The 22,654-nt window shown below is 62.4% G+C and carries 23 protein-coding genes and 1 other RNA gene; 14 read left to right on the forward strand and 10 right to left on the reverse strand.

Annotated elements, in window-relative coordinates; genetic code table 11:
• The first annotated feature begins 65 nt into the window (after positions 1 to 65).
• From DBR46_RS15040 to DBR46_RS15065, 6 genes are all read left to right on the forward strand, one after another.
• Positions 66 to 1,790, forward strand: coding sequence for a GspE/PulE family protein (locus DBR46_RS15040; RefSeq protein ID WP_124526836.1), 1,725 nt, complete (start codon positions 66 to 68; stop codon positions 1,788 to 1,790).
• A 22-nt stretch (positions 1,791 to 1,812) separates the two neighbouring features.
• Positions 1,813 to 2,733: an SPFH domain-containing protein gene (locus DBR46_RS15045; protein WP_017739057.1), complete on the forward strand. Its 921-nt coding sequence runs from the start codon at positions 1,813 to 1,815 to the stop codon at positions 2,731 to 2,733.
• 10 nt (positions 2,734 to 2,743) lie between these two features.
• Positions 2,744 to 3,190 carry an NfeD family protein gene (locus tag DBR46_RS15050; protein WP_124526837.1) on the forward strand — a complete coding sequence of 149 codons (447 nt, stop codon included), beginning with the start codon at positions 2,744 to 2,746 and terminating at the stop codon, positions 3,188 to 3,190.
• Positions 3,191 to 3,258: 68 nt separating this feature from the next.
• Complete coding sequence (locus DBR46_RS15055) at positions 3,259 to 3,573, forward strand: DUF2388 domain-containing protein (protein ID WP_003176799.1); 315 nt, start codon at positions 3,259 to 3,261, stop codon at positions 3,571 to 3,573.
• 183 nt (positions 3,574 to 3,756) lie between these two features.
• Positions 3,757 to 4,422, forward strand: a complete 666-nt coding sequence (locus tag DBR46_RS15060) for an outer membrane protein (protein WP_124526838.1) — start codon at positions 3,757 to 3,759, stop codon at positions 4,420 to 4,422.
• 156 nt (positions 4,423 to 4,578) lie between these two features.
• Positions 4,579 to 5,721 (forward strand): DegT/DnrJ/EryC1/StrS aminotransferase family protein, encoded by a 1,143-nt coding sequence (locus tag DBR46_RS15065; protein ID WP_124526839.1) that lies wholly within the window; start codon positions 4,579 to 4,581, stop codon positions 5,719 to 5,721.
• A 157-nt stretch (positions 5,722 to 5,878) separates the two neighbouring features.
• Here the strand turns inward: DBR46_RS15065 and gcvH are convergent, their stop codons facing one another.
• The 9 genes from gcvH to DBR46_RS15110 all read right to left on the reverse strand — a co-directional run bounded on the left by gcvH (position 5,879) and on the right by DBR46_RS15110 (position 15,355).
• Positions 5,879 to 6,262, reverse strand: coding sequence for a glycine cleavage system protein GcvH (gene gcvH / locus DBR46_RS15070; RefSeq protein WP_124526840.1), 384 nt, complete (start codon positions 6,260 to 6,262; stop codon positions 5,879 to 5,881).
• 53 nt (positions 6,263 to 6,315) lie between these two features.
• Complete coding sequence (gcvT, locus tag DBR46_RS15075) at positions 6,316 to 7,398, reverse strand: glycine cleavage system aminomethyltransferase GcvT (protein ID WP_124526841.1); 1,083 nt, start codon at positions 7,396 to 7,398, stop codon at positions 6,316 to 6,318.
• 156 nt (positions 7,399 to 7,554) lie between these two features.
• Positions 7,555 to 9,171: an iron ABC transporter permease gene (locus tag DBR46_RS15080; protein ID WP_124526842.1), complete on the reverse strand. Its 1,617-nt coding sequence runs from the start codon at positions 9,169 to 9,171 to the stop codon at positions 7,555 to 7,557.
• Positions 9,172 to 9,337: 166 nt separating this feature from the next.
• Positions 9,338 to 10,342 carry an extracellular solute-binding protein gene (locus DBR46_RS15085; protein ID WP_124526843.1) on the reverse strand — a complete coding sequence of 335 codons (1,005 nt, stop codon included), beginning with the start codon at positions 10,340 to 10,342 and terminating at the stop codon, positions 9,338 to 9,340.
• 223 nt (positions 10,343 to 10,565) lie between these two features.
• Entirely contained in the window at positions 10,566 to 11,783 is a 1,218-nt protein-coding gene (locus DBR46_RS15090) for a 2-octaprenyl-3-methyl-6-methoxy-1,4-benzoquinol hydroxylase (RefSeq protein WP_177414077.1), read from the reverse strand.
• Between the two features lie 9 nt (positions 11,784 to 11,792).
• Complete coding sequence (locus DBR46_RS15095; protein ID WP_017739068.1) at positions 11,793 to 12,278, reverse strand: DUF4442 domain-containing protein; 486 nt, start codon at positions 12,276 to 12,278, stop codon at positions 11,793 to 11,795.
• The gene (gene ubiH / locus DBR46_RS15100; RefSeq protein ID WP_124526845.1) at positions 12,271 to 13,458 is read right to left on the reverse strand and encodes a 2-octaprenyl-6-methoxyphenyl hydroxylase; all 1,188 of its coding nucleotides are present in this window, start codon (positions 13,456 to 13,458) and stop codon (positions 12,271 to 12,273) included. Before ubiH ends, DBR46_RS15095 begins: the two co-directional genes overlap by 8 nt.
• Positions 13,455 to 14,777 (reverse strand): Xaa-Pro aminopeptidase, encoded by a 1,323-nt coding sequence (gene pepP / locus DBR46_RS15105; RefSeq protein WP_124526846.1) that lies wholly within the window; start codon positions 14,775 to 14,777, stop codon positions 13,455 to 13,457. The genes ubiH and pepP overlap by 4 nt, the downstream gene beginning before the upstream one ends.
• A gap of 20 nt (positions 14,778 to 14,797) precedes the next feature.
• Positions 14,798 to 15,355, reverse strand: coding sequence for a YecA family protein (locus DBR46_RS15110; RefSeq protein ID WP_017739071.1), 558 nt, complete (start codon positions 15,353 to 15,355; stop codon positions 14,798 to 14,800).
• A gap of 138 nt (positions 15,356 to 15,493) precedes the next feature.
• On the opposite strand from DBR46_RS15110, the gene DBR46_RS15115 reads away from it, so the two are divergent.
• From DBR46_RS15115 to DBR46_RS15130, 4 genes are all read left to right on the forward strand, one after another.
• Complete coding sequence (locus DBR46_RS15115) at positions 15,494 to 15,703, forward strand: TIGR02449 family protein (protein WP_003177365.1); 210 nt, start codon at positions 15,494 to 15,496, stop codon at positions 15,701 to 15,703.
• On the forward strand, positions 15,700 to 16,017 hold the full coding sequence (locus DBR46_RS15120) for a cell division protein ZapA (RefSeq protein ID WP_124526847.1): 318 nt from the start codon (positions 15,700 to 15,702) through the stop codon (positions 16,015 to 16,017). The genes DBR46_RS15115 and DBR46_RS15120 overlap by 4 nt, the downstream gene beginning before the upstream one ends.
• 30 nt (positions 16,018 to 16,047) lie before the next feature.
• Positions 16,048 to 16,226, forward strand: a non-coding RNA gene (gene ssrS / locus DBR46_RS15125) — 6S RNA.
• Positions 16,227 to 16,283: 57 nt separating this feature from the next.
• Positions 16,284 to 16,898, forward strand: coding sequence for a 5-formyltetrahydrofolate cyclo-ligase (locus DBR46_RS15130; RefSeq protein WP_124526848.1), 615 nt, complete (start codon positions 16,284 to 16,286; stop codon positions 16,896 to 16,898).
• A gap of 22 nt (positions 16,899 to 16,920) precedes the next feature.
• Here DBR46_RS15130 and DBR46_RS15135 read toward each other — a convergent pair whose 3' ends face one another.
• Complete coding sequence (locus DBR46_RS15135) at positions 16,921 to 17,070, reverse strand: hypothetical protein (protein ID WP_085986534.1); 150 nt, start codon at positions 17,068 to 17,070, stop codon at positions 16,921 to 16,923.
• Positions 17,071 to 17,264: 194 nt separating this feature from the next.
• Between DBR46_RS15135 and DBR46_RS15140 the strand changes: the two genes are divergently transcribed.
• The 4 genes from DBR46_RS15140 to DBR46_RS15155 all read left to right on the forward strand — a co-directional run bounded on the left by DBR46_RS15140 (position 17,265) and on the right by DBR46_RS15155 (position 22,654).
• Entirely contained in the window at positions 17,265 to 17,714 is a 450-nt protein-coding gene (locus DBR46_RS15140; protein ID WP_124526849.1) for an EVE domain-containing protein, read from the forward strand.
• Positions 17,715 to 17,856: 142 nt separating this feature from the next.
• On the forward strand, positions 17,857 to 18,822 hold the full coding sequence (locus DBR46_RS15145) for an HlyD family secretion protein (RefSeq protein WP_017739075.1): 966 nt from the start codon (positions 17,857 to 17,859) through the stop codon (positions 18,820 to 18,822).
• Positions 18,819 to 21,536, forward strand: coding sequence for a ribosome-associated ATPase/putative transporter RbbA (rbbA, locus tag DBR46_RS15150; protein ID WP_124526850.1), 2,718 nt, complete (start codon positions 18,819 to 18,821; stop codon positions 21,534 to 21,536). Before DBR46_RS15145 ends, rbbA begins: the two co-directional genes overlap by 4 nt.
• On the forward strand, positions 21,536 to 22,654 hold the full coding sequence (locus tag DBR46_RS15155; protein ID WP_124526851.1) for an ABC transporter permease: 1,119 nt from the start codon (positions 21,536 to 21,538) through the stop codon (positions 22,652 to 22,654). Before rbbA ends, DBR46_RS15155 begins: the two co-directional genes overlap by 1 nt.

Below are 22,654 nucleotides of genomic sequence, written 5' to 3' on the forward strand. Positions count from 1 at the left end.
GGGAGGCAGATTGGCAGGGGCTGGCTAGCCTGGGATTACGCCCACCACCCCCCAGGAAACCCTTGATGCCTGCTGATCAACGCTTGGAATTGCTGCCGTTGTTGCCGCCCTTGATCGACGCGGGGCTGGTGACCGCCGACATGGCAAAGCGCCTGTCTGCGCTTGCGACCAGCAACACCCTGCATCCCCTGGAAAGCATCGCCGCCCTGGGGCCATCGCTGGAGAGTCTGACCCAGTGGCTGGCCGGCCATGCCGGGCAACCGTATTGGCGTATCGACCCGCTGAAGATCGACGTCGCCGCCGTCGTCCCCTTGATGTCCCACGCCTTCGCCCAACGCCACGCCATTCTTGCCGTGGCGGTGGATGCGCACACCGTCACCATCGCCAGTGCCCAGCCGTTCGTCACCAGTTGGGAAGCAGGGTTGGCCCAGGTCCTCAAGCGCTCGATCAAACGCGTGGTGGCCAACCCCCAGGACATCCAACGCTGCATGGGCGAGTTTTTCCGGCTGGCAAAGTCCGTCAGCGGTGCCGATCAAAAGATGACGGCACCGGGCCCTTTCGAGCTGCTCAACCTCAACGCCAGCGACCAGGAGCCCGATGCCAACGACGCCCATATCGTCAATATCGTCGACTGGCTGTTGCAGTACGCCTTTGCCCAGCGCGCCAGCGATATCCATATAGAACCGGGCCGAGAACAGGGCCGCGTACGCTTTCGCATCGATGGGCTGCTGCACGACGTCTACCAATTTCCGCACCAGGTGACGATGGCGGTCGTCAGCCGCCTCAAAAGCCTGGGACGGATGAACGTGGCGGAGAAACGCAAACCTCAGGACGGCCGGGTCAAGACCAAAAGCCCAACAGGCACCGAAGTGGAATTACGCCTTTCAACCCTGCCCACCGCGTTTGGCGAAAAACTGGTGATGCGCGTTTTCGACCCGCAGGTCCTGCTCAAGGATTTCGACCAGTTGGGCTTATCCGCCGAGGACCAGCGACGCTGGCACACCATGACGTGCCAGGCCCACGGCATCATCCTGGTCACCGGCCCTACCGGTTCCGGCAAGACCAGCACGCTCTACACCACGCTCAAGCAACTGGCGACCCGCGAGGTCAACCTGTGCACGGTGGAAGACCCTATCGAGATGGTCGAACCGGCGTTCAACCAGATGCAGGTCCAGCACAACATCGACCTGACCTTCGCCAGCGGCATCCGCGCACTGCTGCGCCAGGACCCGGACATCATCATGATCGGCGAGATCCGCGATCAGGAGACCGCAGAAATGGCGATCCAGGCGGCACTGACCGGGCACTTGGTGCTGGCCACCCTGCACACCAACGACGCACCCAGCGCGGTCGCCCGATTACAGGAACTGGGGATTGCTCATTATTTGATCAGGGCTACCCTTATAGGGGTGATGGCGCAACGCTTGGTGCGACTGTTGTGCCCGCACTGCAAACGAATGCGCGAAGACGCCCATGAGGCCGTTGGCTGCGGGGAATGTCGAAACAGCGGTTACCGGGGCCGTGCCGGCGTCTATGAAATCATGGTGCTGGACGAACACCTCAAGGCGTTGATCACCCCCGGCACCGACGTGCAGGCCCTGCGCCGGAGCGCGATAGCCCAAGGCATGTGCAGCCTGCGCATGGCCGCCACGGAAAAGGCCGGCGCCGGCCTGACAACCATGACCGAAGTATTGCGGGTCACACCCGGGGATTCAGAAACAAATCCTTTGTATTGTTACGGCGTGAAACCGTTTTTATCAGTGGCAACATCGTTACACTCCGCTCACTGACAACATCGGATAGGGAATCGCTATGCAGATCGGAACCGTACTGCTTATTTTCGTGGGCTTGGCCGTGGCCTTGCTCATCATGGGCTTCAAGGTGGTGCCCCAGGGCTACCAATGGACGGTCGAGCGTTTCGGCCGCTACACCAACACCCTCAAGCCCGGCCTGAACATCATCATCCCGGTCATGGACCGCATCGGTCGCAAGATCAACGTGATGGAAAGCGTGCTGGATATCCCGCCACAGGAAGTCATCACCGCCGATAACGCCACCGTGCAGATCGACGCCGTGTGCTTCTTCCAGGTGGTCAATACCGCCCAGGCCGCCTACGAGGTCAACAACCTCGAACACGCCATCCGCAACCTGCTGCAAACCAACATCCGTACCGTCCTCGGCTCCATGGAGCTGGATGCGATGCTCAGCCAGCGTGACGGCATCAACGAAAAGCTGCTGCGTACCGTCGATGAAGCCACCGCGCCATGGGGCATCAAGATCACCCGTATCGAGATCAAGGACATCAGCCCGCCAGCTGACCTGATGGCCGCCATGTCCGGCCAGATGAAAGCCGAGCGGATCAAGCGTGCACAGATCCTTGAAGCCGAAGGCCTGCGGGCATCGGCGATCCTGACTGCCGAAGGCAAGAAGCAGGCGCAGATCCTGGAGGCCGAAGGTAGCCGCCAGGCAGCGTTCCTCGAATCCGAAGCCCGTGAGCGTCAGGCCGAAGCGGAAGCGCGCGCAACACAAGTGGTGTCGGAAGCGATCGCCTCGGGCAACGTGCAGGCGGTCAACTATTTCGTCGCGCAAAAATACATCGACGCCCTCGGCAAACTGGCCTCGGCCAACAACAGCAAGGTGATCCTGATGCCGCTGGAAGCCAGCCAGGTGATCGGCGCGGTCGGCGGCATCGGCGAGATCGTCAAGGCGACCTTCGACAGCAAGAAAGGCTGAGGCAATCACCATGTGGGATTTCCTGCAGCATCTGTCGTTCTGGGATTGGCTGGCACTGGGCACGGTGCTGCTGATTCTTGAGGTCTTCGGTGCCGGCGGTTACCTGTTGTGGATGGGTATCGCAGCGGCTGCCGTGGGTGTGATCAAGTTTCTGGTGCCGTCCCTGGGGCTGGAATGGCAACTGCTGCTGTTTGCGGTGCTGTCGCTGCTGACGGCGCTGGCGTGGTGGAAACGCCTGCGCAGCAGCGCCAAGCCCAGCGACCAACCCGGGCTCAATGAACGGGGTTCGGAGCTGGTTGGGCGCATCTTCGTGGTGCATCAGCCGATTATCGATGGCCGGGGCAAGGTCAAAGTCGGCGATGGCGTCTGGATGGTGACCGGTCCTGACAGCCCTGCGGGCGCTCAAGTCCGGGTGATTGGCCAGGATGGGGTGATTTTGAAGGTTGAAACTGTTTAGTCACTGATGGAACTCGGGAGGCCTGACTACAATCATAAAGTACAGATAACCACCCGGAGTCACCCATCATGCGTCTCAAATATGCTGTCGCAACCCTCGCTGTGCTTTCCCTCCCTGTCGGTTCAGCCATGGCCGACAGTTTCTGGCGCAATGTCATCTCGTCGGGCGCCACTACCGGCTCGACGTACCTGACCTTCAAGGACCACAAGCTGGTGGTCGCTGCGCAAGATGACGCGGGCAGCTTTGTTGCCAGCGACGGCGGCATCCGCGGTCCGTACCTGGAAGCCGCAATGCAGAAAGTCCGCGCCGACAACCCTGGCCTGCAGGCCACGGACATGGAGCTGGCCAACGCCATCCTCGCGAAAAATGCCGTCACCGAGTAACACTCGGCCCATAAAAAATGCCGCTTTTAAGCGGCATTTTTGTATTCGTTCTTACAGCAGTCAGTGCTGATAACTACACATACATTCTGCTTTTCCCCAGTAGATCGGGATAGGTCCTGTCGTGACGAGCGTGGGCCAGATCACAAGCTATGGATTCCTTTTATACAAAGCGAATCACCGCCCATGCAAAAGCTCGTCTACGCGATACTTCTCGCTGCATTCACAACCTCCCACGCTCAAGCAGAAAGCTGGTACGGGTCGGCCAAACTCAATAACGCTCGCCAAAACCTTTCGAGTGCGTTGCTGACCAGCCCCCGTGTCACCGAGCGAGTGCAAGCCCCCGATAGCACCAAGTCACTCGTCGCCTCGTTTGCAGTGGGTTATGCCTTTACCGATGGCTGGCGCGTGGAAGGGGAATACACGATGCCAAACAGCTCTGCGTTCAAATCCTACTGGGCGCCCTTCAATGCCAACGTCAACAACCTGCAGGTCAACAGCCAGCGCTTGATGCTCAATGGCTACAAGGACATCCCGATCAACCATTGGCTGTCGTTTTACGGCATGGCTGGGATGGGGGTTGCACGGGTTGAAGCCGAGGGCTACCAAACCGTTGATACCCGCCGCTTCGCCAATAACCGCCAGCATAATTTCGCCTACAGTGTGGGCATGGGCCTGGAAGCCAAGGCCACCGAACAACTCACCCTGGGCGCCGGATACCGATACGTCGCCATGGGCGATGTAGAAACCGGCTACAACACCTTCGCCAACCGAATAAATGCCCGGGATGAACAGCTCAAAGGCAAACTCAAGGAGCAAAATGTATTTCTGGAGGCGCGTTTGTCTTTCTGATTTGCCACAAGGAATGCCGCTCATAAAGCGGCATTTTCGCCGTCATCATGACGATTCATTCACGGGCGACAGGCTATATTCAGTCGAGCCGTGCAACCATGCCGGTTCTGATAAGCCTTTTCTCATCGCCAATCTGAAACGGATGCCTTCGTCGTCATGAGCCAACAGCCCTTCCTGCCGTTCTCCAAACCCACCATCGACGAAGCCACTATCTCGGCAGTCGGCGATGTACTGCGCTCGGGCTGGATCACCAGCGGGCCGAAAGTGCAGGCATTCGAAGCCCAGCTGTCGGAATATTTTGGCGGCCGGCCGGTGCGCACGTTCAACTCGGGCACCTGCACCATGGAGATTGCCCTGCGCATCGCCGGGGTCGGCCCGGGCGATGAGGTCATCACCACGCCGATCTCCTGGGTCGCCACGGCCAACGTAATCCTGGAAGTGGGTGCTACGCCGGTGTTCGCCGACATCGATCCGGTCACTCGCAATATCGATCTGGCTCAGGTCGAAGCGGCGATTACACCGCGCACCAAGGCGATCATCCCGGTTTACCTGGCAGGCCTGCCACTGGATATGCCGATGCTTTACGCACTGGCCAACAAGTACAACCTGCGCATCGTCGAAGACGCCGCCCAGGCCCTGGGTTCCAGCTGGGATGGCGAACGCATCGGCGCCTCTGGGGACTTCGTGTCGTTCAGCTTCCAGGCGAACAAGAACATCACCTCCTCCGAAGGCGGCTGCCTGGTGTTGAACAACACCGAAGAAGCGCGCCTGGCCGAGAAGTACCGCCTGCAAGGCGTGACCCGTACCGGCTTCGACGGCCTGGATGTGGATGTGTTGGGCGGCAAGTTCAACATGACCGATATCGCGGCGGCCATCGGCCTGGGGCAGTTTGCCCATATCGAGAAGATCACCGCCCATCGCCAGAACCTGGCGCGGCACTATTTCAAATGCTTCGGCAGCGACTTTGAAGAGACATACGGCGCGCAACTGCCACCGGCGGATTTCGAAAACAGCAACTGGCACCTGTTCCAACTGGTGCTGCCGGAGCGTCAGGACGGCCTGCCAGCCCGGGCCACGTTCATGGAGCAGATGCAGGCCCACGGCGTCGGCATTGGCTATCACTACCCGCCGATCCACCTGCTCAGCCTTTATCGGGCACAGGGATTCAAGGAAGGCATGTTCCCGGTGGCGGAAAAGGTTGGGCGCTTGATCGTGTCGTTGCCGATGTTCACGGCGATGACCGAGGCGGATGTGGAGCGTTCGGTGGCGGCAGTGAAAGCCGTGTTGAAAGCGAGCTGAAAAACCTGGCTCACCCCAATCAAATGTGGGAGCTGGCTTTTGTGGCGAGGGAGCTTGCTCCCGCTGGGCTGCGTAGCGGCCCCAAAATCTTGGGAGCGCTTCGCACTCCAGCGTGAGCAAGCTCCCTCGCCACAGCAAGCCACACAGTGCGTACTACTTACTCGCCGATGGCAGCCTTGTAGCCAGCAGCATCCAGCAGTTTGTCCAGGTCAGCCGGGTTGCTTGGCTTGAGCTTGAAGATCCAGGCGCCATACGGGTCAGAGTTCAACAACTCAGGCTCACCGCTCAGGGCCTCGTTCACCGCAATCACTTCGCCAGCAATTGGCGAGTAGATATCCGAAGCGGCTTTCACCGACTCAACCACACCCGCCTGATCAGCTGCGGCAAACACGTTGCCCACTTCGGTCAACTCGACAAACACCACATCACCCAGCGCTTCCTGGGCATGGTCGGAGATACCAACGGTCACGGTGCCGTCAGCTTCCAGTCGGGCCCATTCGTGACTTTCGGCAAAACGCAGGTCGGCAGGGATATCGCTCATAGTCTGTGTCCTCAAGAAGTAATGTCAGCGGCCTTCGGCCTGCCGGAAATAGGTTAGATCAAGGTTTTGCCATGGCGCACGAAGGTCGGCTTGACCACTCGAACCGGATACCACTTGCCGCGGATTTCCACTTCGGCCCGATCGGCCGTCGCCGTCGGTACACGCGCCAAGGCAATGGATTTGCTCAACGTAGGAGAGAAACTACCACTGGTGATCTCTCCTTCGCCAACATTGGCGATACGAACCACCTGGTGAGCGCGTAAAACCCCGCGTTCTTCCAGCACCAGCCCGATCAATTTGAACTGCACACCGGCCGCCAATTCGGCTTCCAGCGCGGCGCGGCCGATGAAATTGCGCCCGGCAGGCTCCCAGGCAATGCTCCAGGCCATGTTGGCGGCGAGCGGGGAAATCTCCTGGTGGATGTCCTGGCCGTACAGGTTCATGCCGGCTTCAAGGCGCAGGGTATCGCGGGCACCGAGGCCGATGGGGGAAATGCCGGCGCCCACCAGGTCGTTGAAAAAACCCGGGGCCTGATCGGCAGGCAACACAATCTCCAGGCCGTCTTCGCCGGTATAACCGGTGCGGGCGATAAACCAATCGCCATCGGCCAGGCCTTCGAAGGGCTTGAGCTGGTGAATCAGGGCGCTGCGGGACTGGGTGACCAGCTCGGCGATCTTCTGCCGGGCGTGGGGGCCCTGGATGGCGAGCATGGCCAACTCGGACCGCTCATTGAGCTGCACCTGGAAGCCGCCCAATTGCGCCTGCATCCAGGCCATGTCCTGGTCGCGAGTGGCGGCGTTGACCACCAGCCGGTAGCCGGCGTCGGTACGGTAGACGATCATGTCGTCCACCACGCCGCCCTTGTCGTTGAGCATGGCGCTGTACAACGCACGGCCGCAGCCATGCAGACGCTCGACATCATTGGCCAGCAGGTGCTGGAGCCATTCCTTGGCCTGGGGGCCGGTGACATCGATTACGGTCATATGAGATACATCGAACACCCCGCAGTCGCGTCGCACCTGATGGTGTTCTTCAACTTGCGAGCCGTAATGCAGAGGCATATCCCAACCGCCAAAATCGACCATTTTCGCGCCGAGGGCGAGATGCAGGTCATACAGAGGCGTACGCTGTCCCATGGGTTTCTCCTTCCGGGCTTGGCGAAGGTGCGCAGCGTTGACATACGCGCTGAATGCCTTGAGTTACAAGGCCTGTAGCCACATATAGCAACCCAGCCAGTAAGGCGGAGCGCACCGAATGCCGCGCATTGTAGCCGCAAGCCGTGGGCCTGGCACCTAAGCGATTTGTCGAGCAGAGCGCCGAATCAAGCCGATCACCGGCAACAGGCCGACCAACACCAGCGTCAGCGCCGGCAATGACGCCCGCGCCCACTCGCCTTCGCTGGTCATTTCAAAGATCCGAACCGCCAGGGTGTCCCAGCCAAACGGGCGCATCAGCAAGGTCGCGGGCATTTCCTTGAGCACGTCGACGAACACCAGCAACGCCGCGCTCAGCGTCCCCGGCAGCAATAACGGCAGATACACTTTGCAAAACAGTCGCGGCCCACTCACCCCCAGGCTGCGGGCAGCTTCCGGCAACGACGGGCGGATGCGCGCCAGGCTGTTTTCCAGCGGCCCATAGGCCACCGCCAAAAAGCGCACCAGATACGCCAGCACCAGCGCCGACAGGCTGCCCAGCAGCAATGGCTTGCCCGCACCACCCAACCAGCCGGACAGCGGCACCACCAGTTCGCGGTCCAGGTAGCTGAACGCCAACATGATCGACACCGCCAGCACCGAACCTGGCAAGGCGTACCCGACGTTGGCCAGACTGATGCCGGAGCGGATCGCCCGGGTCGGCGCCAGGCGGTTGGCGAACGCCAGCACCAGCGCCACGCTGACCGTGATCAATGCGGCGATGCCGCCCAGGTAAAGGGTATGGACGATCAGGCCCGAATAGCGCTCATCCAGGTCGAAACGACCGCGCTGCCAGAACCACGCGACCAGCTGCAGCATCGGGATGACAAACGCGCAGGCAAACACCAACCCACACCAACTGCTGGCCGCTGCGGCCTTGAACCCGCGCAGGTGGTACAGCGCCTTGCCCCGTGGCCGCTCGTTACTGGGCCGGCTGGCGCCCCTGGCACGGCGCTCGCCGTACAGCACCAGCATCACCACCAGCAGCAACAGGCTGGCCAACTGCGCCGCACTCGACAGGCTGAAAAAGCCGTACCAGGTTTTATAAATGGCGGTGGTGAAGGTGTCGAAGTTAAACACCGAGACCGCGCCGAAATCCGCCAGGGTCTCCATCAGCGCCAACGCCACACCCGCCCCGATTGCCGGCCGCGCCATGGGCAGAGCGACGCGCCAGAACGCTTGCCAAGGCGACTGCCCCAACACCCGCGCGGCCTCCATCAGCCCTTTGCCCTGGGCGAGAAACGCGGTGCGCGCCAGCAGGTAGACGTAGGGATAGAACACCAGCACCAGGACGACGATCACGCCGCTGGTGGACCGCACACGCGGCAGGCGCAGGCCGCTGCCGAACCAGTCGCGCAAGAGGGTTTGCACCGGGCCGGCGAAGTCCAGCAGGCCGACAAACACAAAGGCCAGCACATAAGCCGGAATCGCGAAGGGCAGCATCAGTGCCCAATCCAGCCAGCGCCGTCCGGGGAATTCGCAGAGGCTGGTGAGCCAGGCCAGGCTGACGCCAAGCAAGGTCACGCCGACGCCGACGCCGAGCACCAGGGTCAGGGTGTTGCCCAACAGGCGCGGCATCTGGGTTTCCCAGAGGTGGGACCAGATCTGCGCATCGATGCTTTGCCAGGACAGCAACAGCACGCTCAGCGGCAGCAGCACCAGGGCGGCGACGGTGAAGACCGGCAGGTACCAGCGGCGTTGGGCGGGGTGGGCCAAAGTCAGTTCTCAGTGGATGAATATCTGGGCGTCACCACACTCCAAATGTGGGAGCGGGCTTGCTCGCGAAGGCGTCGTGTCAGTCGATACATGTGTGACTGATACGCCGCCTTCGCGAGCAAGCCCGCTCCCACATTTTAGGGCTGCGGTGCCCGGCAGAGTGTACTTAGTTCCAGCCAGCGCGATCCATCAGGCGGATCGCCTCGGCCTGGCGCTTGCCTGCCACTTCCACCGGCAAGGTGTCCGCCACGAACTTGCCCCAGCTCGCCACTTCCGCCGACGGCGGTACCGCAGGGTTGGCCGGGAATTCCTGGTTCACGTCGGCAAAGATCTTCTGCGCCTCAGGCGTGGTCATCCACTCCACCAGCGCCTTGGCGGCTTCCGGGTGCGGTGCGTGTTTGGTCAGGCCGATGCCCGACAGGTTCACATGCACGCCACGGTCGCCCTGGTTTGGCCAGAACAGCTTCACTGCCAGCTTCGGGTTCTGCTTGTGCAGGCGCCCGTAGTAGTAAGTGTTGACGATACCCACGTCGCATTGCCCGGCGTTGATCGCTTCGAGCACCGCGATGTCATCGGAGAACACGTCGGTGGACAGGTTGTTGACCCAACCCTTGACGATTTCTTCGGTCTTGGCCGCGCCATGGGTTTCGATCAGGGTGGCGGTCAGCGACTGGTTGTAGACCTTCTTCGCCGTGCGCAGGCACAGGCGACCTTCCCACTGTTTGTCGGCCAGGGCTTCGTAGGTGGTCAGGTCATCCGGTTTCACCCGGTCGGTGGAATAGGCGATGGTCCGCGCGCGCAGGCTCAGGCCAGTCCAGGCATGGTTGGAGGAGCGGTATTGCAGGGGAATGTTCTTGTCGATCACCGGCGAGGTGAACGGTTGCAGGATGCCCATTTGCTCGGCCTGCCAGAGGTTGCCGGCATCGACGGTGAGCAGCAGGTCGGCGGTGGCGTTTTCGCCCTCGGCCTTGATGCGCTGCATCAGCGGGGCTTCCTTGTCGGTGATGAACTTCACCTGCACGCCGGTCTTTTTGGTGTAGGCGTCGAATACCGGCTTGATCAGTTCGTCGATGCGCGAGGAGTAGACCACCACTTCGTCGGCTGCCTGCACGGTGGTGCTGCCGATCAGGGTGAGTGCCAGGGCAGTCAGGAGGCGCTTGGGTGCCAACATGGGTGCGGTCTCTCATTTGCAAAAAGAGGGCAAATGATAAGGACTCACATTTGCTGGTGCTTGATGGAGGCGTTACCAGATGTTGCATGACAGTGTGTGCGGCGACTGATTTCCCTTGTGGGAGCGGGCTTGCTCGCGAAAGCGGTTCATCAGAAACCTATTCAGTGACTGACACTCCGCTTTCGCGGGCAAGCCCGCTCCCACAGGGGACTGTATTTCAAGGTCAGGGTTTGGCCAGGTCTGGGAGGTCGCCGGTCAGGCCGAGAGCTTGGCGTACAAACACGGCCTTGGCTTCGGGCATCTGGTCGACCATCTTGAGGCCGGCATTGCGCAACCAGCGCAGCGGCAGTTGGTCGGCCTGGAACAAGCGCTCAAAACCCTCCATCGCGGCCATCAACGCCAGGTTGTGCGGCATGCGCCGGCGCTCATAGCGGCTCAGCACTTTGGCATCCGCCAGGCGCTCGCCGCGTTCGGTGGCTGACAACAGCACTTCGGCCAGTGTCGCCGCGTCGAGGAAGCCCAGGTTCACGCCCTGCCCCGCCAACGGGTGGATCACGTGGGCCGCGTCGCCGATCAACGCCAGGCCTTCGGCCACGTAGCGTTTGGCGTGGCGCTGGCGCAAGGGCACGCAGACGCGCGGGTCGGCGCTGATCACCGTGCCCAGGCGACCTTCAAAGGCACGCTCCAGTTCGCGGCAGAAGCTTTCATCATCCAATGCCATCAGGCGTTCGGATTCAGCCGGTGTGGTCGACCAGACGATCGAACACCAGTCCTCCTGCCCGTCGCGTACCAACGGCAAGAACGCCAGTGGGCCTGTGTCGGTAAAGCGCTGCCAGGCCGTGCGCTGGTGCGGTTGGCTGCTGCGTACGCTGGTGACGATGGCGTTGTGCAGGTAGTCCCATTCGCGGGTCGCGGTGCCGGTGAGGCGGCGCACGGCGGAGTTGGCGCCGTCGGCCGCCACCACCAGCGGCGCGCGCAAGGTGCGGCCATCGGCCAGGGTCAGCAGCCAGTCATCGCCGGAGCGGCGCATCTGTTCCAGGCGCGCATTGGCCAAAAGGCCGAGGTCGCAGTCGTGCAAACGCTCGAGCAAGGCATCCTGGACCACGCGGTTTTCGACGATATGCCCGAGCACTTCGGCATGCACGCTGGCCGCCGAAAAATGGATCTGCCCAGTGCCGCTGCCGTCCCACACTTGCATCTCGCCGTAAGGGCTGGCGCGGCGCTCGACAATGCCATCCCACACGCCAAGGCGTTCGAGGATGCGCTGGCTGGCCGCCGACAACGCGCTCACGCGGGGTTCAAAGGCCGCGTCACGGTCGAAGGGTTTGACACTCAGCGGGCTGCCGTCCAGCAGCAGCACTTGCAGGCCACTGCCCTGCAACGCCAGCGCCAGGGCGCTTCCGACCATTCCGGCCCCGACAATCAGCACATCTGCGCGCATGTCCATGGTTTAAGCCTGTCTCGCTGGCGGCTTGCGCCGCACGTAAAGGGTTTTATCGACGCGCGCCACCAGGGTGCCGGCGCCGTCATAGATCTGCACCTTGAGGTGGGGCAAGTACTTCTCGCCCCCTTCGGTCTGCCGGCGGATCTCGTCCAGCAAGGCGTCGTCGATGGAAAACTCGGCAAACACCGGGCCTTTGCCCGGCGAGATAAAGTCGATGCTCGCGGCCTTGTCCCAGACGATGTAGTCGCGGCCCAGGTTCTCCATGAGCATCAACATGTAGAACGGATCGACCATCGAATACAGGCTGCCGCCGAACTGCGTGCCGACGTAGTTGCGGTTGTACCAGCCCAGGCCCATGCGCACTTTGACGTGACGAAAATCGGCGCTCATCTGCTGCACGCTGACGCCCGCACCCAGGTAGGGCGGGTACAGGGTCATGATCCAACGCAACAGGCGCGCCTTGCCCAGGCGCTCGATCAACCACTTACGCATCGGGACGCGTGCCCAGGCCCATGGCCTGACGGGCGAACCAGCGTTTGGCCGGCGGCAACAGGTCGAGGCCCAGCAGGCCCATATTGCGGCCCAGGGCAACCAGCGGCTGGGCGCTGCCAAACAGGCGCGTGACCTGGTCGGAGAAGCCCACGGTCAACTTCTGATCCAGGCGCTGGCGTTCGCGATAGCCCTGCAAGGTCGCCAGGTCACCCGGCACTTGCGGCCCGGCCAGCAAGGCTTCGGCCAGGGCAACGGCATCGCGCAGGGACAGGTTGAAGCCCTGCCCGGCAATCGGGTGCAGGCTGTGGGCGGCATTGCCGAGGATCGCCAGATGGGAGCGCACTTGTTCTTCGGCTTCCACCAGGGTCAACGGATACAGGTGACGCGCGCCGACTTGTTTCAGCGTGCCCAGGCGGTAGCCAAACACGCCCTGCAATTCGCTGAGGAAACTGCGCTCATCGAGATTGGCCAAGCGCTGGGCGTCCATGCCGATGCGCGTCCATACCAGCGCGCAACGGTTGTCCGGCAGCGGCAACAGGGCCATCGGGCCGTCATCGGTGAAGCGCTCGAAGGCTTCGCCGTTGTGGGCTTCGCTGGGGGTGATGTTGGCGATCAGCGCGCTCTGGTTGTAGGGGCGGGTCTTCACGCCGATCCCCAGTTGCTCGCGCAGGCCGGAGCGGCCGCCGTCGGCCAGCACGGCGAGGTCGCATTCCAGCACGGTTTCATCGTTGAGGGTCAGGCGATAGCCGTCGGGCAGCGGTTCCATGCGCGTGACTTCGGCCGGGCAACGCCAGCTGACCACGTCTTTATCCAGGCCTTGCCACAGGCATTGGCCGAGCCAGGCGTTTTCGACCACGTAGCCGAGGGCCGGCACGCCTTCTTCCATGGCGGACAGGCGCGCCGTGGAGAAACGCCCCCGGTCCGACACATGGATCTGCTTGATCGGCTCGGCGCGGCGGGAAATCTCCTGCCAGAGGCCCAGGCGTTGATAGATCTGCTTGGCGCCGTAGGACAGCGCCGACGAACGCGCATCGTAGCTCGGCTGGTAGCTGTCGCCCGGGGCGAACGGCTCGATCATCAGGATCTTCCAGCCACGGGCCTTGGCCCCGGCCTGCAAGGCCAGCGCGAGGCTGGCGCCCACCAGGCCGCCGCCGATAATCGCCAGGTTGACCCGGCTCATCGGGCAGCCGCCATCAGCGCTTCGATGTCGGCGACGGTCTTGGGCACGCCGCCGGTCAGGATTTCACAGCCTTGCTTGGTCACTACCACGTCGTCCTCGATGCGTACGCCAATGCCACGCCATTTCTTTGCCACGTTCGGGTTGTCCGGCGCGATGTAGATCCCCGGTTCCACGGTCAAGGCCATGCCGACTTCCAGCACCCGCCATTCACCGCCCACTTTGTACTCGCCCACGTCATGCACATCCATACCCAGCCAGTGGCCGGCGCGGTGCATATAGAAGGCTTTATAGGCTTCGCTGGCGATCAGGTCGCCGACGTCGCCCTGCAACAACCCCAGCTTGACCAGCCCGGCGGTGATGACACGCACCGTGGCCTCGTGGGCCTGGTTCCAATGTTTGTTGGGGGCGATCTCGGCAAAGGCGGCTTCCTGGGAGGCCAGCACAATCTCGTAGATCGCCTTTTGCTCGGGCGAAAACCTGCCGTTGACCGGCCAGGTGCGGGTGATATCGCTGGCGTAGCAGTCGATCTCGCAACCGGCGTCGATCAGCACCAGGTCGCCGTCCTTGAGCAGCGCGTCATTCTGCTGGTAATGCAGGATGCAGCTGTTGCGCCCGGCGGCGACGATGGAGCCATAGGCCGGCATTTTCGCGCCGCCCTTGCGGAATTCGTAGTCCAGCTCGGCTTCCAGGCTGTATTCGTGCAACCCCGCGCGACTGGCCTGCATCGCCCGTACATGGGCGGCGCAGGAGATGCGTGCGGCCTCGCGCATCACCTTCACTTCTGCCGCCGATTTATACAGGCGCATGTCGTGGAGCAGATGATCCAGGGCAACAAATTCGTTCGGCGGCTGGGCGCCGAGGTGCGCTTTAGAGCGGATCACGTTGATCCACTCCATCAGGTGCCGGTCGAATTCGGCATTGCTGCCCATGGCCGAATACACCCGGTCGCGGCCTTCGATCAGGCCGGGCAGGATGTCGTCGATGTCGGTGATGGGAAACGCGTCGTCGGCGCCAAAGTCACGGATCGCGCCTTCGGTGCCGGCGCGCAGGCCGTCCCACAGTTCGCGTTCGGCGTTGCGTTCGCGGCAGAACAGCACGTACTCGCCATGCAGGCGACCGGGCATCAGCACGATCACCGCTTCGGGCTCGGGGAAACCGCTCAGGTACTGGAAGTCGCTGTCCTGGCGGTAGACGTGCTCGACATCGCGGTTGCGAATGGCCACGGCGGCGGCCGGCAGGATCGCGATGCTGTTGGGTTCCATCTGCGCCATGAGCGCCTTGCGGCGCCGAGTGTATTCCGCTCTGGGGATATGAATCATGGGCAGATGGGCGTCCTTTCTCAGTGCAGCGACGGCTTGGGTGCGGCGGGTTCAGCGGACTTCTTGGTCTCGGTGAACAGCAGCAGCGGCGCGACGCGCAGGTATTCCATGACTTCCATGTAGTCGCCTTCGCCGTCTTCGGACTCTTCCAGGGCGTCTTGCACCTGGGAGATCGCTGCCAAGTCTTGCAACACTTCCTTGGCGTCGGTGCTCAGTTCCAGGCCGCCGGCGTTGACGCCGAAACCGTGGAGGAAACCCTGGCACCATTGGCCCAGCGCGGCGGCGCGTTCGGTCAGTGGCGCGTCGTCCGTCGGCAGCAGCAGGACCACAGTGACGTCGTCACCGGTCAGCTCGCCCTTGACCATTTCCTGCAGGCCGATCAGCGCATTACGCACGTTCTCGGTCGGCTCGGTTTCCAGCAGCTCAGCCACATCGGCCAGCCAGTTGTCGGCATCAAAGCCTACGCCGGTGCAGCTGCGGCCCAGCAACACGCCGTGCAATTCGGCCGGCGAGCAAGGGTGGCCGCTGGTGCTCAGCAGTTTGGAGAAAGCATCGTACGGGGAGTTCTGAATAGGCATGGTGAGCTAGGCGCCAGACGGCGCAATGTCTAGAATGGAGCGCTGTATCCTAGCACCGGCAGACGTACCAAGACTATCAAGGGCGTCAGATCGTTTATCCTGCAGTTGCCATTCATCAGACAAATCCAGTGGAACCCAATGGAAGACACCGACCTGCAAGCGCTGATGGCCAGACTCGAATTGCTAATTGATCGGGTCGAGCAACTTAAGAGTCAAAATGGACTCCTACTAGCTCAGGAAAAAACCTGGCGCGAGGAACGCGCTCACCTCATTGAAAAAAACGAAATCGCCCGGCGTAAGGTCGAATCGATGATTTCGCGCCTGAAGGCCCTGGAGCAAGACTCATGAGTTCAAGCAATAGCGTCACCGTGCAGATCCTGGATAAAGAATATTCGATCATCTGCCCCCAGGAAGAGCGCAACAACCTGGTGAGCGCCGCCCGCTACCTGGATGGCAAGATGCGTGAAATCCGCAGCAGCGGCAAAGTCATCGGCGCCGACCGTATCGCCGTGATGGCCGCGCTGAACATCACCCACGATCTGCTGCACAAGCAGGAACGCCCTGACGTACAGGCCAGCGGCTCGACGCGCGAGCAGGTGCGCGACCTGCTGGAACGTGTGGATCTGGTGCTTTCCACCGATTCAGACGCACCCAAGGGCTGATTGCCGCCGACGTTTAAGGTATACTCGCCCCACTCCCTGGCGTGTTTGCCAGTCGGCGATGTCCCTGAGCCGATTCGCACTACCCTGGAAGTTGCACGTTGGGCTGGTGTGCATGTCCGCTAGACGGAAAGCCTTAAAGCCTACTGCTTCTTCCACCTTGAACTTTCGGGTTCAAGGGCTAAGTCGACAGCGGCTCTGTCGGGGAGCCTGAATTCCCAAACTCAATGCCAGTCTTCGGACTGGCATTGTTTTATGAGCCGAACACCATGACCGAACCTGCGCCGCTTTCCCGTCCGCAACTTCGACGCATGTTGCGCAAAGCCCGCCGCGCACTCACGCCGAGCGAGCAGCGCAAGGCCGCCCTCGGCCTGTATCGGCAACTGGCACAGCAGCCGCTGTTTCGCCGGGCCAAACATATATCCCTGTATCTGCCGACGGACGGTGAAATCGATCCGCGCCTGCTGCTGCGCGCCGCCCAGCGCCGGGGCAAGGCCACCTACCTGCCGGTGCTCAGCGCGTGGCCGCGTACGAAGATGGTGTTCCAGCGCGTGCGCCCGGGGGAAAAGCTGCGGCCCAACCGCTTCCGCATCCTCGAGCCACGGGTGAACATCGGCCAGCAGCGCAACATCTGGGCGCTGGACCTGGTGTTATTGCCGTTGGTCGGTTTCGATGATGTGGGCGGACGCCTGGGCATGGGCGGCGGTTTCTACGACCGCAGCCTCGCTTACCTGGCGCGCCGCAAGAGCTGGCGCAAGCCGACGCTGCTGGGCCTGGCCCATGAATGTCAGAAGGTCGAACGATTGGCGCAGGCGAGCTGGGATGTGCCATTGGCTGGCACCGTCACGGATAAGCAGTGGTATATCGCGCAGACGCCGCAGTAAACAGCGGCGTCTGGAAGAAGGGTCAGCGCTTGAACGGTTGCGGTTGTTGCTGAGTCAGTTCAATGGGTGCATCGGTCTTGTTCGACCAGAGGCTTTGGGCATACCCGGTGGTCACGACGCCCAGACCAAACAAAATAACCAAAATCCATAGTAAATCCGGTTTACGTTGCATCGATTGCCCCCCTTCAGGCACCTCGTACACGATGACAACAACGTTCCAAAGAAGTCCGTTGCAGCGGCGTCAAGCTTAAAAGCGGGCATTCTGCGGTAACGTGAACCAACACGCAAACCTTGACGCCAACCGACTGTCGGTTTGTCATTTAATTGCCTGACAACTTGCCCAATCCCATTTTCAGGAGCGCACAAATGGCCTATTGGCTGATGAAATCCGAGCCCGATGAACTCTCCATCAAGGGCCTGGAAAAGCTCGGCGAAGCCCGCTGGGACGGGGTGCGCAACTATCAGGCGCGCAATTTCCTGCGCGCCATGGCCGAGGGTGACGAGTTTTTCTTCTACCACTCCAGCTGCCCAGAGCCAGGGATTGCCGGCATCGGCAAAATCATCAAGGCGGCTTACCCGGATCCCACAGCGCTGGAGCCGGAAAGCCACTATTTCGACGCCAAGGCCACCCCGGAGAAAAACCCGTGGAGCGCGATCGATGTGGCGCACGTCAAAACCTTTCCCAAGGTGCTGGGCCTGGGCTACCTGAAACAACAAACCGCCCTCGCCGAGTTGCCGCTGGTGCAAAAAGGCAGCCGGTTATCCGTGATGCCGGTGACTGCCGAACAATGGGCGGCGGTGCTGGCCCTGGGCTGATCGCACCGGAACCCGGCGGTCACGCGCCTGACGCATGCATCTGTGCGCCAAGCGCGTTAGGCTTGCGCTTCATTTGACCGGTATCAACCGCCTCTGGGCGCCGCCCGGTCAAACTAGGACGCTAATGCCGCAGGAAGCCGCCATGTCGCAGAACAACCACACCTCCCGTATTTTCGCCATCGCCTTGATCGCCCTGCTGCTCGGCGCCGGCGGCTTCGGTTACTGGCGCTCCACCCAGGACCGCCTGCCCGAAGGCCTGAGCATGGGCAACGGGCGCCTGGAATCCACTGAAGTGCAGATCGCCGCAAAGATCCCCGGGCGCCTGGCGGAAGTGCGTGTGGATGAAGGCGACAAGGTGCTCAAGGGCCAACTGCTCGCGCGCATGGACACCCGCACCCTCGAAGCCCAACGCGCCCAGGCCGAAGCCGAAGTGCTGCGCGCCAAGGAAAACTTCGCCGCCGCCGAGGCCAATGTGCAACTGCGCCAAAGCGAGCAGTTGCTGGCCAACCAGGAACTCAAGCGCACCCAGGAGCTGTACAAGCGCGGCTTCGCCAGCAGCCAATTGATCGACCAGCAGCAAGCCCGGCAAAACACCGGCAACGCGGCAGTGATCGCTGCGCAAGCCCAGGTCAATTCGGTAAAAGCCGCCATTGGCGCCGCCCAGGCCCAGGTCGCCCAGCTCAACAGCGAAATCGACGACAGCAGCCTGCGCGCGCCCATCGACGGGATCATCCAGCTGCGCCTGGCCGAGCCCGGTGAAGTGCTCGGCGCGGGCGGACGCGTGCTGCTGCTGATCGATCCAAATGACCAATACATGAACCTCTACCTGCCCGCCTCCGTCACCGGTCGCCTGACCGTCGGCAGTGAAGCGCGCATCCTGCTCGACGCCCTGCCCCAGCAACCGCTGCCGGCGAAAATCAGCTTTGTCGCCGCCAAGTCGCAGTTCACCCCCAAAGAAGTGGAAACCCGCGACGAACGCCAGAAACTGGTGTTCCGCGTCAAACTGCGCCTGACCCACCCCGACGCCGTGCCCCAAGCCAAACCGGGCATGCCCGGCGCCGGCTACGTGCGTACGGCCGATATCGACTGGCCGGCCAACCTGCAATGACCGGCCTGGCGCTGCACGCCACCGGGATCAACCATCGCTACGGCAAGCAACAGGCCCTGCTCGACATCGCCTTCAGCCTGCCCGCCGGCACGCGCTGCGGCTTGATCGGCCCGGATGGCGCGGGCAAGTCGAGCCTGTTGGGGTTGATCGCCGGGGTCAAAAAGCTTCAGGAAGGCCAATTGCAGGTGCTCGGCGGCTCGATCCAGGACCGCCGCCACCGCAACAGCCTGTACCCGCGCATCGCCTTTATGCCCCAAGGCCTGGGCGGCAACTTGTATCCCGAGTTGTCCATCAGCGAAAACATCCGTTTCTTCGCCACCCTGTTCGGTCTGTCCAAAGCCGATTGCGACCAGCGCATGCACAACCTGCTGCTGGCCACCGACCTCGCACGCTTTGCCGAACGCCCGGCGGGCAAGCTGTCCGGCGGGATGAAGCAGAAGCTCGGCCTGTGCTGCGCGCTGATCCATGACCCGGACCTGCTGATCCTCGACGAACCGACCACCGGCGTCGACCCGCTGTCGCGCCGCCGCTTCTGGGAACTGGTCGAAACCGTACGCAGCGAACGCCCGCAACTGACGCTGCTGGTGGCCACGGCCTACATGGAAGAAGCCGAACAATTCGAACACTGCCTGATGCTCGATCGCGGCAAGCTGATCGCCGATGGCCTCAGCAGCGAGCTGGCGGCTGTTACACCCAGCGGCAAATTGGACGAGGCCTTCACCCACTTCCAGGGCGACAGTGCCCACAACAACCAGCCGTTGGTGATCCCGCCGCGCGAGAGCGACAACACCGACATCGCCATCGAAGCCCACAACCTGACCCTGCGTTTTGGTGACTTCACGGCGGTGAACCAGGTCAGCTTCGCCATTGGTCGCGGGGAGATCTTCGGTTTTCTCGGTTCCAACGGTTGCGGCAAGACCACCACCATGAAAGTCCTCACCGGCCTGATGCCGGCCACCGAAGGCAGCGCCAAGCTGCTGGGCAACCCGGTGAACGCCAAGGACCTGGCCACCCGCAAGCGCGTGGGGTTCATGTCGCAAAGCTTTTCGCTGTACGGCGAACTCAGCGTGCGCCAGAACCTGGTGCTGCATGCGCAACTGTTCGATTTGCCCAAGGCCGACAGCGGCCCGCGCATTGATGAGCTGATCCAGCGTTTCGACCTCGGTGACGTGGCCGAGCAACCTTCCGGCGAACTGCCCCTCGGCTTGCGCCAGCGCTTGTCGTTGGCCGTGGCGGTGCTGCATCGCCCGGAAGTGCTGATCCTCGATGAACCGACCTCGGGCGTTGACCCGGCCGCGCGGGATGATTTCTGGCGCTTGCTGATCGAACTGTCCCGCGAACAGGGCGTGACCATCTTCCTGTCCACCCACTTTATGAACGAAGCCCAGCGCTGCGACCGCATCTCGCTGATGCACGCCGGCAAGGTGCTCGCCTGCGACACGCCCGACGCGCTGCAACGGCAATTCCACGGCGACACCCTGGAAGCCGCCTTCGTCACCTGCCTGGAACAGGCCCAGGGCGAACCCGAACCCAGCGCGCCCACTGCCACCGTCAGCGAAACCGCCGCGCCGCCCGTGAGCAAGCGTGGCTTCAGCCTGACGCGCCTGTTGGCGGTGGCCAGCCGCGAAGGCAAGGAGCTGCTGCGGGACAAAGTGCGCATGGCGTTTGCCCTGCTGGGGGCGATGTTCATGATGGTGATCTTCGGCTACGGCATCTCCCTGGATGTGGAAAACCTCGCCTTTGCCGTCTACGACCAGGACCAGACGCCCCAGAGCCGCGCCTACCTGGAAGCATTCCGCAGCTCGCGCTACTTCGCCGAGCAGCCTGCGATCCAGGATTCGAACGAACTGCACCGGCGCCTGCAACGCTCGGAAATCAAACTGGCCCTGGAGATTCCACCGGGCTTTGGCCGTGACCTCTACGCCGGGCGCCAACCCACCGTGGCGGCGTGGCTCGACGGCGGCATGCCATTTCGCGCGGAAACCAGCCGCAACTATGTCGAGGCCGTACACCAGGCCAACCTCCAGCAACTGGGCGAACTGAGCAGCCTGCCGCAACACAGCCAGGCAGCGGCCAAGCTGGAAACGCGCTTTCGCTATAACCAGGACGTGGTCAGCGTGAACGCCATCGGCCCCGGCGTGATGGCACTGATCCTCGCGTTTATCCCGGCGATGCTCACCGCCCTCGGCATCGTGCGGGAAAAAGAGCTGGGCTCGATCACCAACTTCTACGCCACGCCACTGACACGCCTGGAATTCCTGCTGGGCAAACAGGCGCCGTACCTGGCCGTCAGCCTGGTCAACCTGGCGCTGCTGGTGGCGATGAACCGCTGGCTGTTCGGCGTGCCCTTCAAAGGCAGCGGCCTGACCCTGGCGTTCGGCGGCCTGCTGTATGTGCTGGCCACCACGGGCATGGGCCTGCTGATTTCCGCATTCACCCGCACCCAGATCGCGGCGATCCTCGGCACCATGATCATCACCAGCCTGCCCACCATCCAGTTCTCCGGGCTGATCGTGCCGCGCTCGTCCCTGGAAGGCGCGGCGGCGTTGATGGGCATGCTGTTTCCGGCGGGGCACTTCCTGGATATCGCCGTGGGTACCTTCACCAAAGCCCTGGACCTGCGCCAGTTGTGGCCGCAATGCCTGGCGCTGTTCGGGTTCTTTGTCGGGTTTACCGGGCTTAGCCTGATCATGCTCAAGAAGCAGGAGGCCTGATGCACAAGTTCGCGCACATCCTGCGCCTGGGCCTCAAGGAACTCACCAGCCTGCGCCACGACAGCGTGTTGTTGCTGTTTCTGTTCTACGCCTTCACCGTGGCTATCTATATGCCCGCCGCCGGTTCGGTGATTGGCGTGCACAACGCCAGCGTGGCGTTTGTCGATGAAGACCACAGCGCACTCTCGCGGCAAATGGCCGAGGCCCTGCAACCGCCCGAATTCCAGGCGCCCGTGCCGTTGCCCTACGACCAATTGGACAAGGTCATGGACAGTGGCGAGTACACCTTCGTGATCAACGTGCCGGCGAACTTCCAGGCCGACCTGTTGGCCGGTCGCCAGCCCGGCGTGCAGGTGAACGTGGACGCCACGGCGATGAGCCAGGCGTTTATGGGCGCCGGTTACATCGGCAGGATTTTCCAGCGCGAACTACTGGCCTACGGCGGCCAGACCGACGCCGCCAGCCAGGCGCCGGCGCTGCTGACGACGCGGGCGCTGTTCAATACCAACCTGGAAGGTGGCTGGTTTTTGGCGGTAATCCAGATCGTCAACAACATCACCATCCTCGCCATCGTACTCACCGGCACCGCGCTGCTGCGCGAGCGGGAACACGGCACCCTCGACCACTTGCTGGTGCTGCCGCTGACGGCACTGGAGATCATGCTGGCGAAAATCTGGAGCAACATGCTGGTGGTGGTGTTGTGTACGTGGATTTCGCTGGAGGTGGTGGTGAAGGGTTTGCTCGGCGTGCCGCTGGCCGGGTCGCTGAGTTTGTTCCTGTTTGTGACGGCGTTGTACCTGTTTGCCAGTACGGCGCTGGGGATCTTCCTGGCCACGCTGGCCCGCTCGACGCCGCAGTTTGGCTTGCTGGCGATCCCGGTGATTATCCCGATGCTGTTGTTGTCCGGTGGCAGTACGCCGTTGGACAGCATGCCCGAGTGGTTGCAGTGGGTGATGCAGGGGTCGCCCTCGACGCATTTTGTGAGCTTGAGTGCGGCGATTCTGTTTCGGAATGCGGGGGTGGGGGTGGTGTGGCCGGATTTGCTGGCGCTGGCGGGGATTGGGTTGGTGTTTTTCTTGGTGGCGTTGGCCAGGTTCAGGAAGAGTTTGGCGTCTTGA

Origin of the sequence: Pseudomonas sp. KBW05 (genome assembly GCF_003852405.1) — a bacterium.
Classification (GTDB): Bacteria; Pseudomonadota; Gammaproteobacteria; order Pseudomonadales; family Pseudomonadaceae; genus Aquipseudomonas.

Excerpts from the sequence above, each read along its gene's own strand:
- DBR46_RS15140 (WP_124526849.1), top strand. The coding sequence starts at position 17,265 with ATGGCCTATTGGCTGATGAAATCCGAGCCCGATGAACTCTCCATCAAG.
- DBR46_RS15065 (WP_124526839.1), top strand. The coding sequence starts at position 4,579 with ATGAGCCAACAGCCCTTCCTGCCGTTCTCCAAACCCACCATCGACGAA.
- ubiH (WP_124526845.1), bottom strand. The coding sequence starts at position 13,458 with ATGAGCCGGGTCAACCTGGCGATTATCGGCGGCGGCCTGGTGGGCGCC.
- DBR46_RS15040 (WP_124526836.1), top strand. The coding sequence starts at position 66 with ATGCCTGCTGATCAACGCTTGGAATTGCTGCCGTTGTTGCCGCCCTTG.
- DBR46_RS15050 (WP_124526837.1), top strand. The coding sequence starts at position 2,744 with ATGTGGGATTTCCTGCAGCATCTGTCGTTCTGGGATTGGCTGGCACTG.
- DBR46_RS15110 (WP_017739071.1), bottom strand. The coding sequence starts at position 15,355 with ATGCCTATTCAGAACTCCCCGTACGATGCTTTCTCCAAACTGCTGAGC.
- DBR46_RS15145 (WP_017739075.1), top strand. The coding sequence starts at position 17,857 with ATGTCGCAGAACAACCACACCTCCCGTATTTTCGCCATCGCCTTGATC.
- DBR46_RS15060 (WP_124526838.1), top strand. The coding sequence starts at position 3,757 with ATGCAAAAGCTCGTCTACGCGATACTTCTCGCTGCATTCACAACCTCC.
- DBR46_RS15055 (WP_003176799.1), top strand. The coding sequence starts at position 3,259 with ATGCGTCTCAAATATGCTGTCGCAACCCTCGCTGTGCTTTCCCTCCCT.
- DBR46_RS15085 (WP_124526843.1), bottom strand. The coding sequence starts at position 10,342 with ATGTTGGCACCCAAGCGCCTCCTGACTGCCCTGGCACTCACCCTGATC.
- DBR46_RS15120 (WP_124526847.1), top strand. The coding sequence starts at position 15,700 with ATGAGTTCAAGCAATAGCGTCACCGTGCAGATCCTGGATAAAGAATAT.
- DBR46_RS15135 (WP_085986534.1), bottom strand. The coding sequence starts at position 17,070 with ATGCAACGTAAACCGGATTTACTATGGATTTTGGTTATTTTGTTTGGT.
- pepP (WP_124526846.1), bottom strand. The coding sequence starts at position 14,777 with ATGATTCATATCCCCAGAGCGGAATACACTCGGCGCCGCAAGGCGCTC.
- rbbA (WP_124526850.1), top strand. The coding sequence starts at position 18,819 with ATGACCGGCCTGGCGCTGCACGCCACCGGGATCAACCATCGCTACGGC.
- DBR46_RS15115 (WP_003177365.1), top strand. The coding sequence starts at position 15,494 with ATGGAAGACACCGACCTGCAAGCGCTGATGGCCAGACTCGAATTGCTA.
- DBR46_RS15095 (WP_017739068.1), bottom strand. The coding sequence starts at position 12,278 with ATGCGTAAGTGGTTGATCGAGCGCCTGGGCAAGGCGCGCCTGTTGCGT.
- DBR46_RS15090 (WP_177414077.1), bottom strand. The coding sequence starts at position 11,783 with ATGCGCGCAGATGTGCTGATTGTCGGGGCCGGAATGGTCGGAAGCGCC.
- DBR46_RS15130 (WP_124526848.1), top strand. The coding sequence starts at position 16,284 with ATGACCGAACCTGCGCCGCTTTCCCGTCCGCAACTTCGACGCATGTTG.
- gcvT (WP_124526841.1), bottom strand. The coding sequence starts at position 7,398 with ATGGGACAGCGTACGCCTCTGTATGACCTGCATCTCGCCCTCGGCGCG.
- gcvH (WP_124526840.1), bottom strand. The coding sequence starts at position 6,262 with ATGAGCGATATCCCTGCCGACCTGCGTTTTGCCGAAAGTCACGAATGG.
- DBR46_RS15155 (WP_124526851.1), top strand. The coding sequence starts at position 21,536 with ATGCACAAGTTCGCGCACATCCTGCGCCTGGGCCTCAAGGAACTCACC.
- DBR46_RS15045 (WP_017739057.1), top strand. The coding sequence starts at position 1,813 with ATGCAGATCGGAACCGTACTGCTTATTTTCGTGGGCTTGGCCGTGGCC.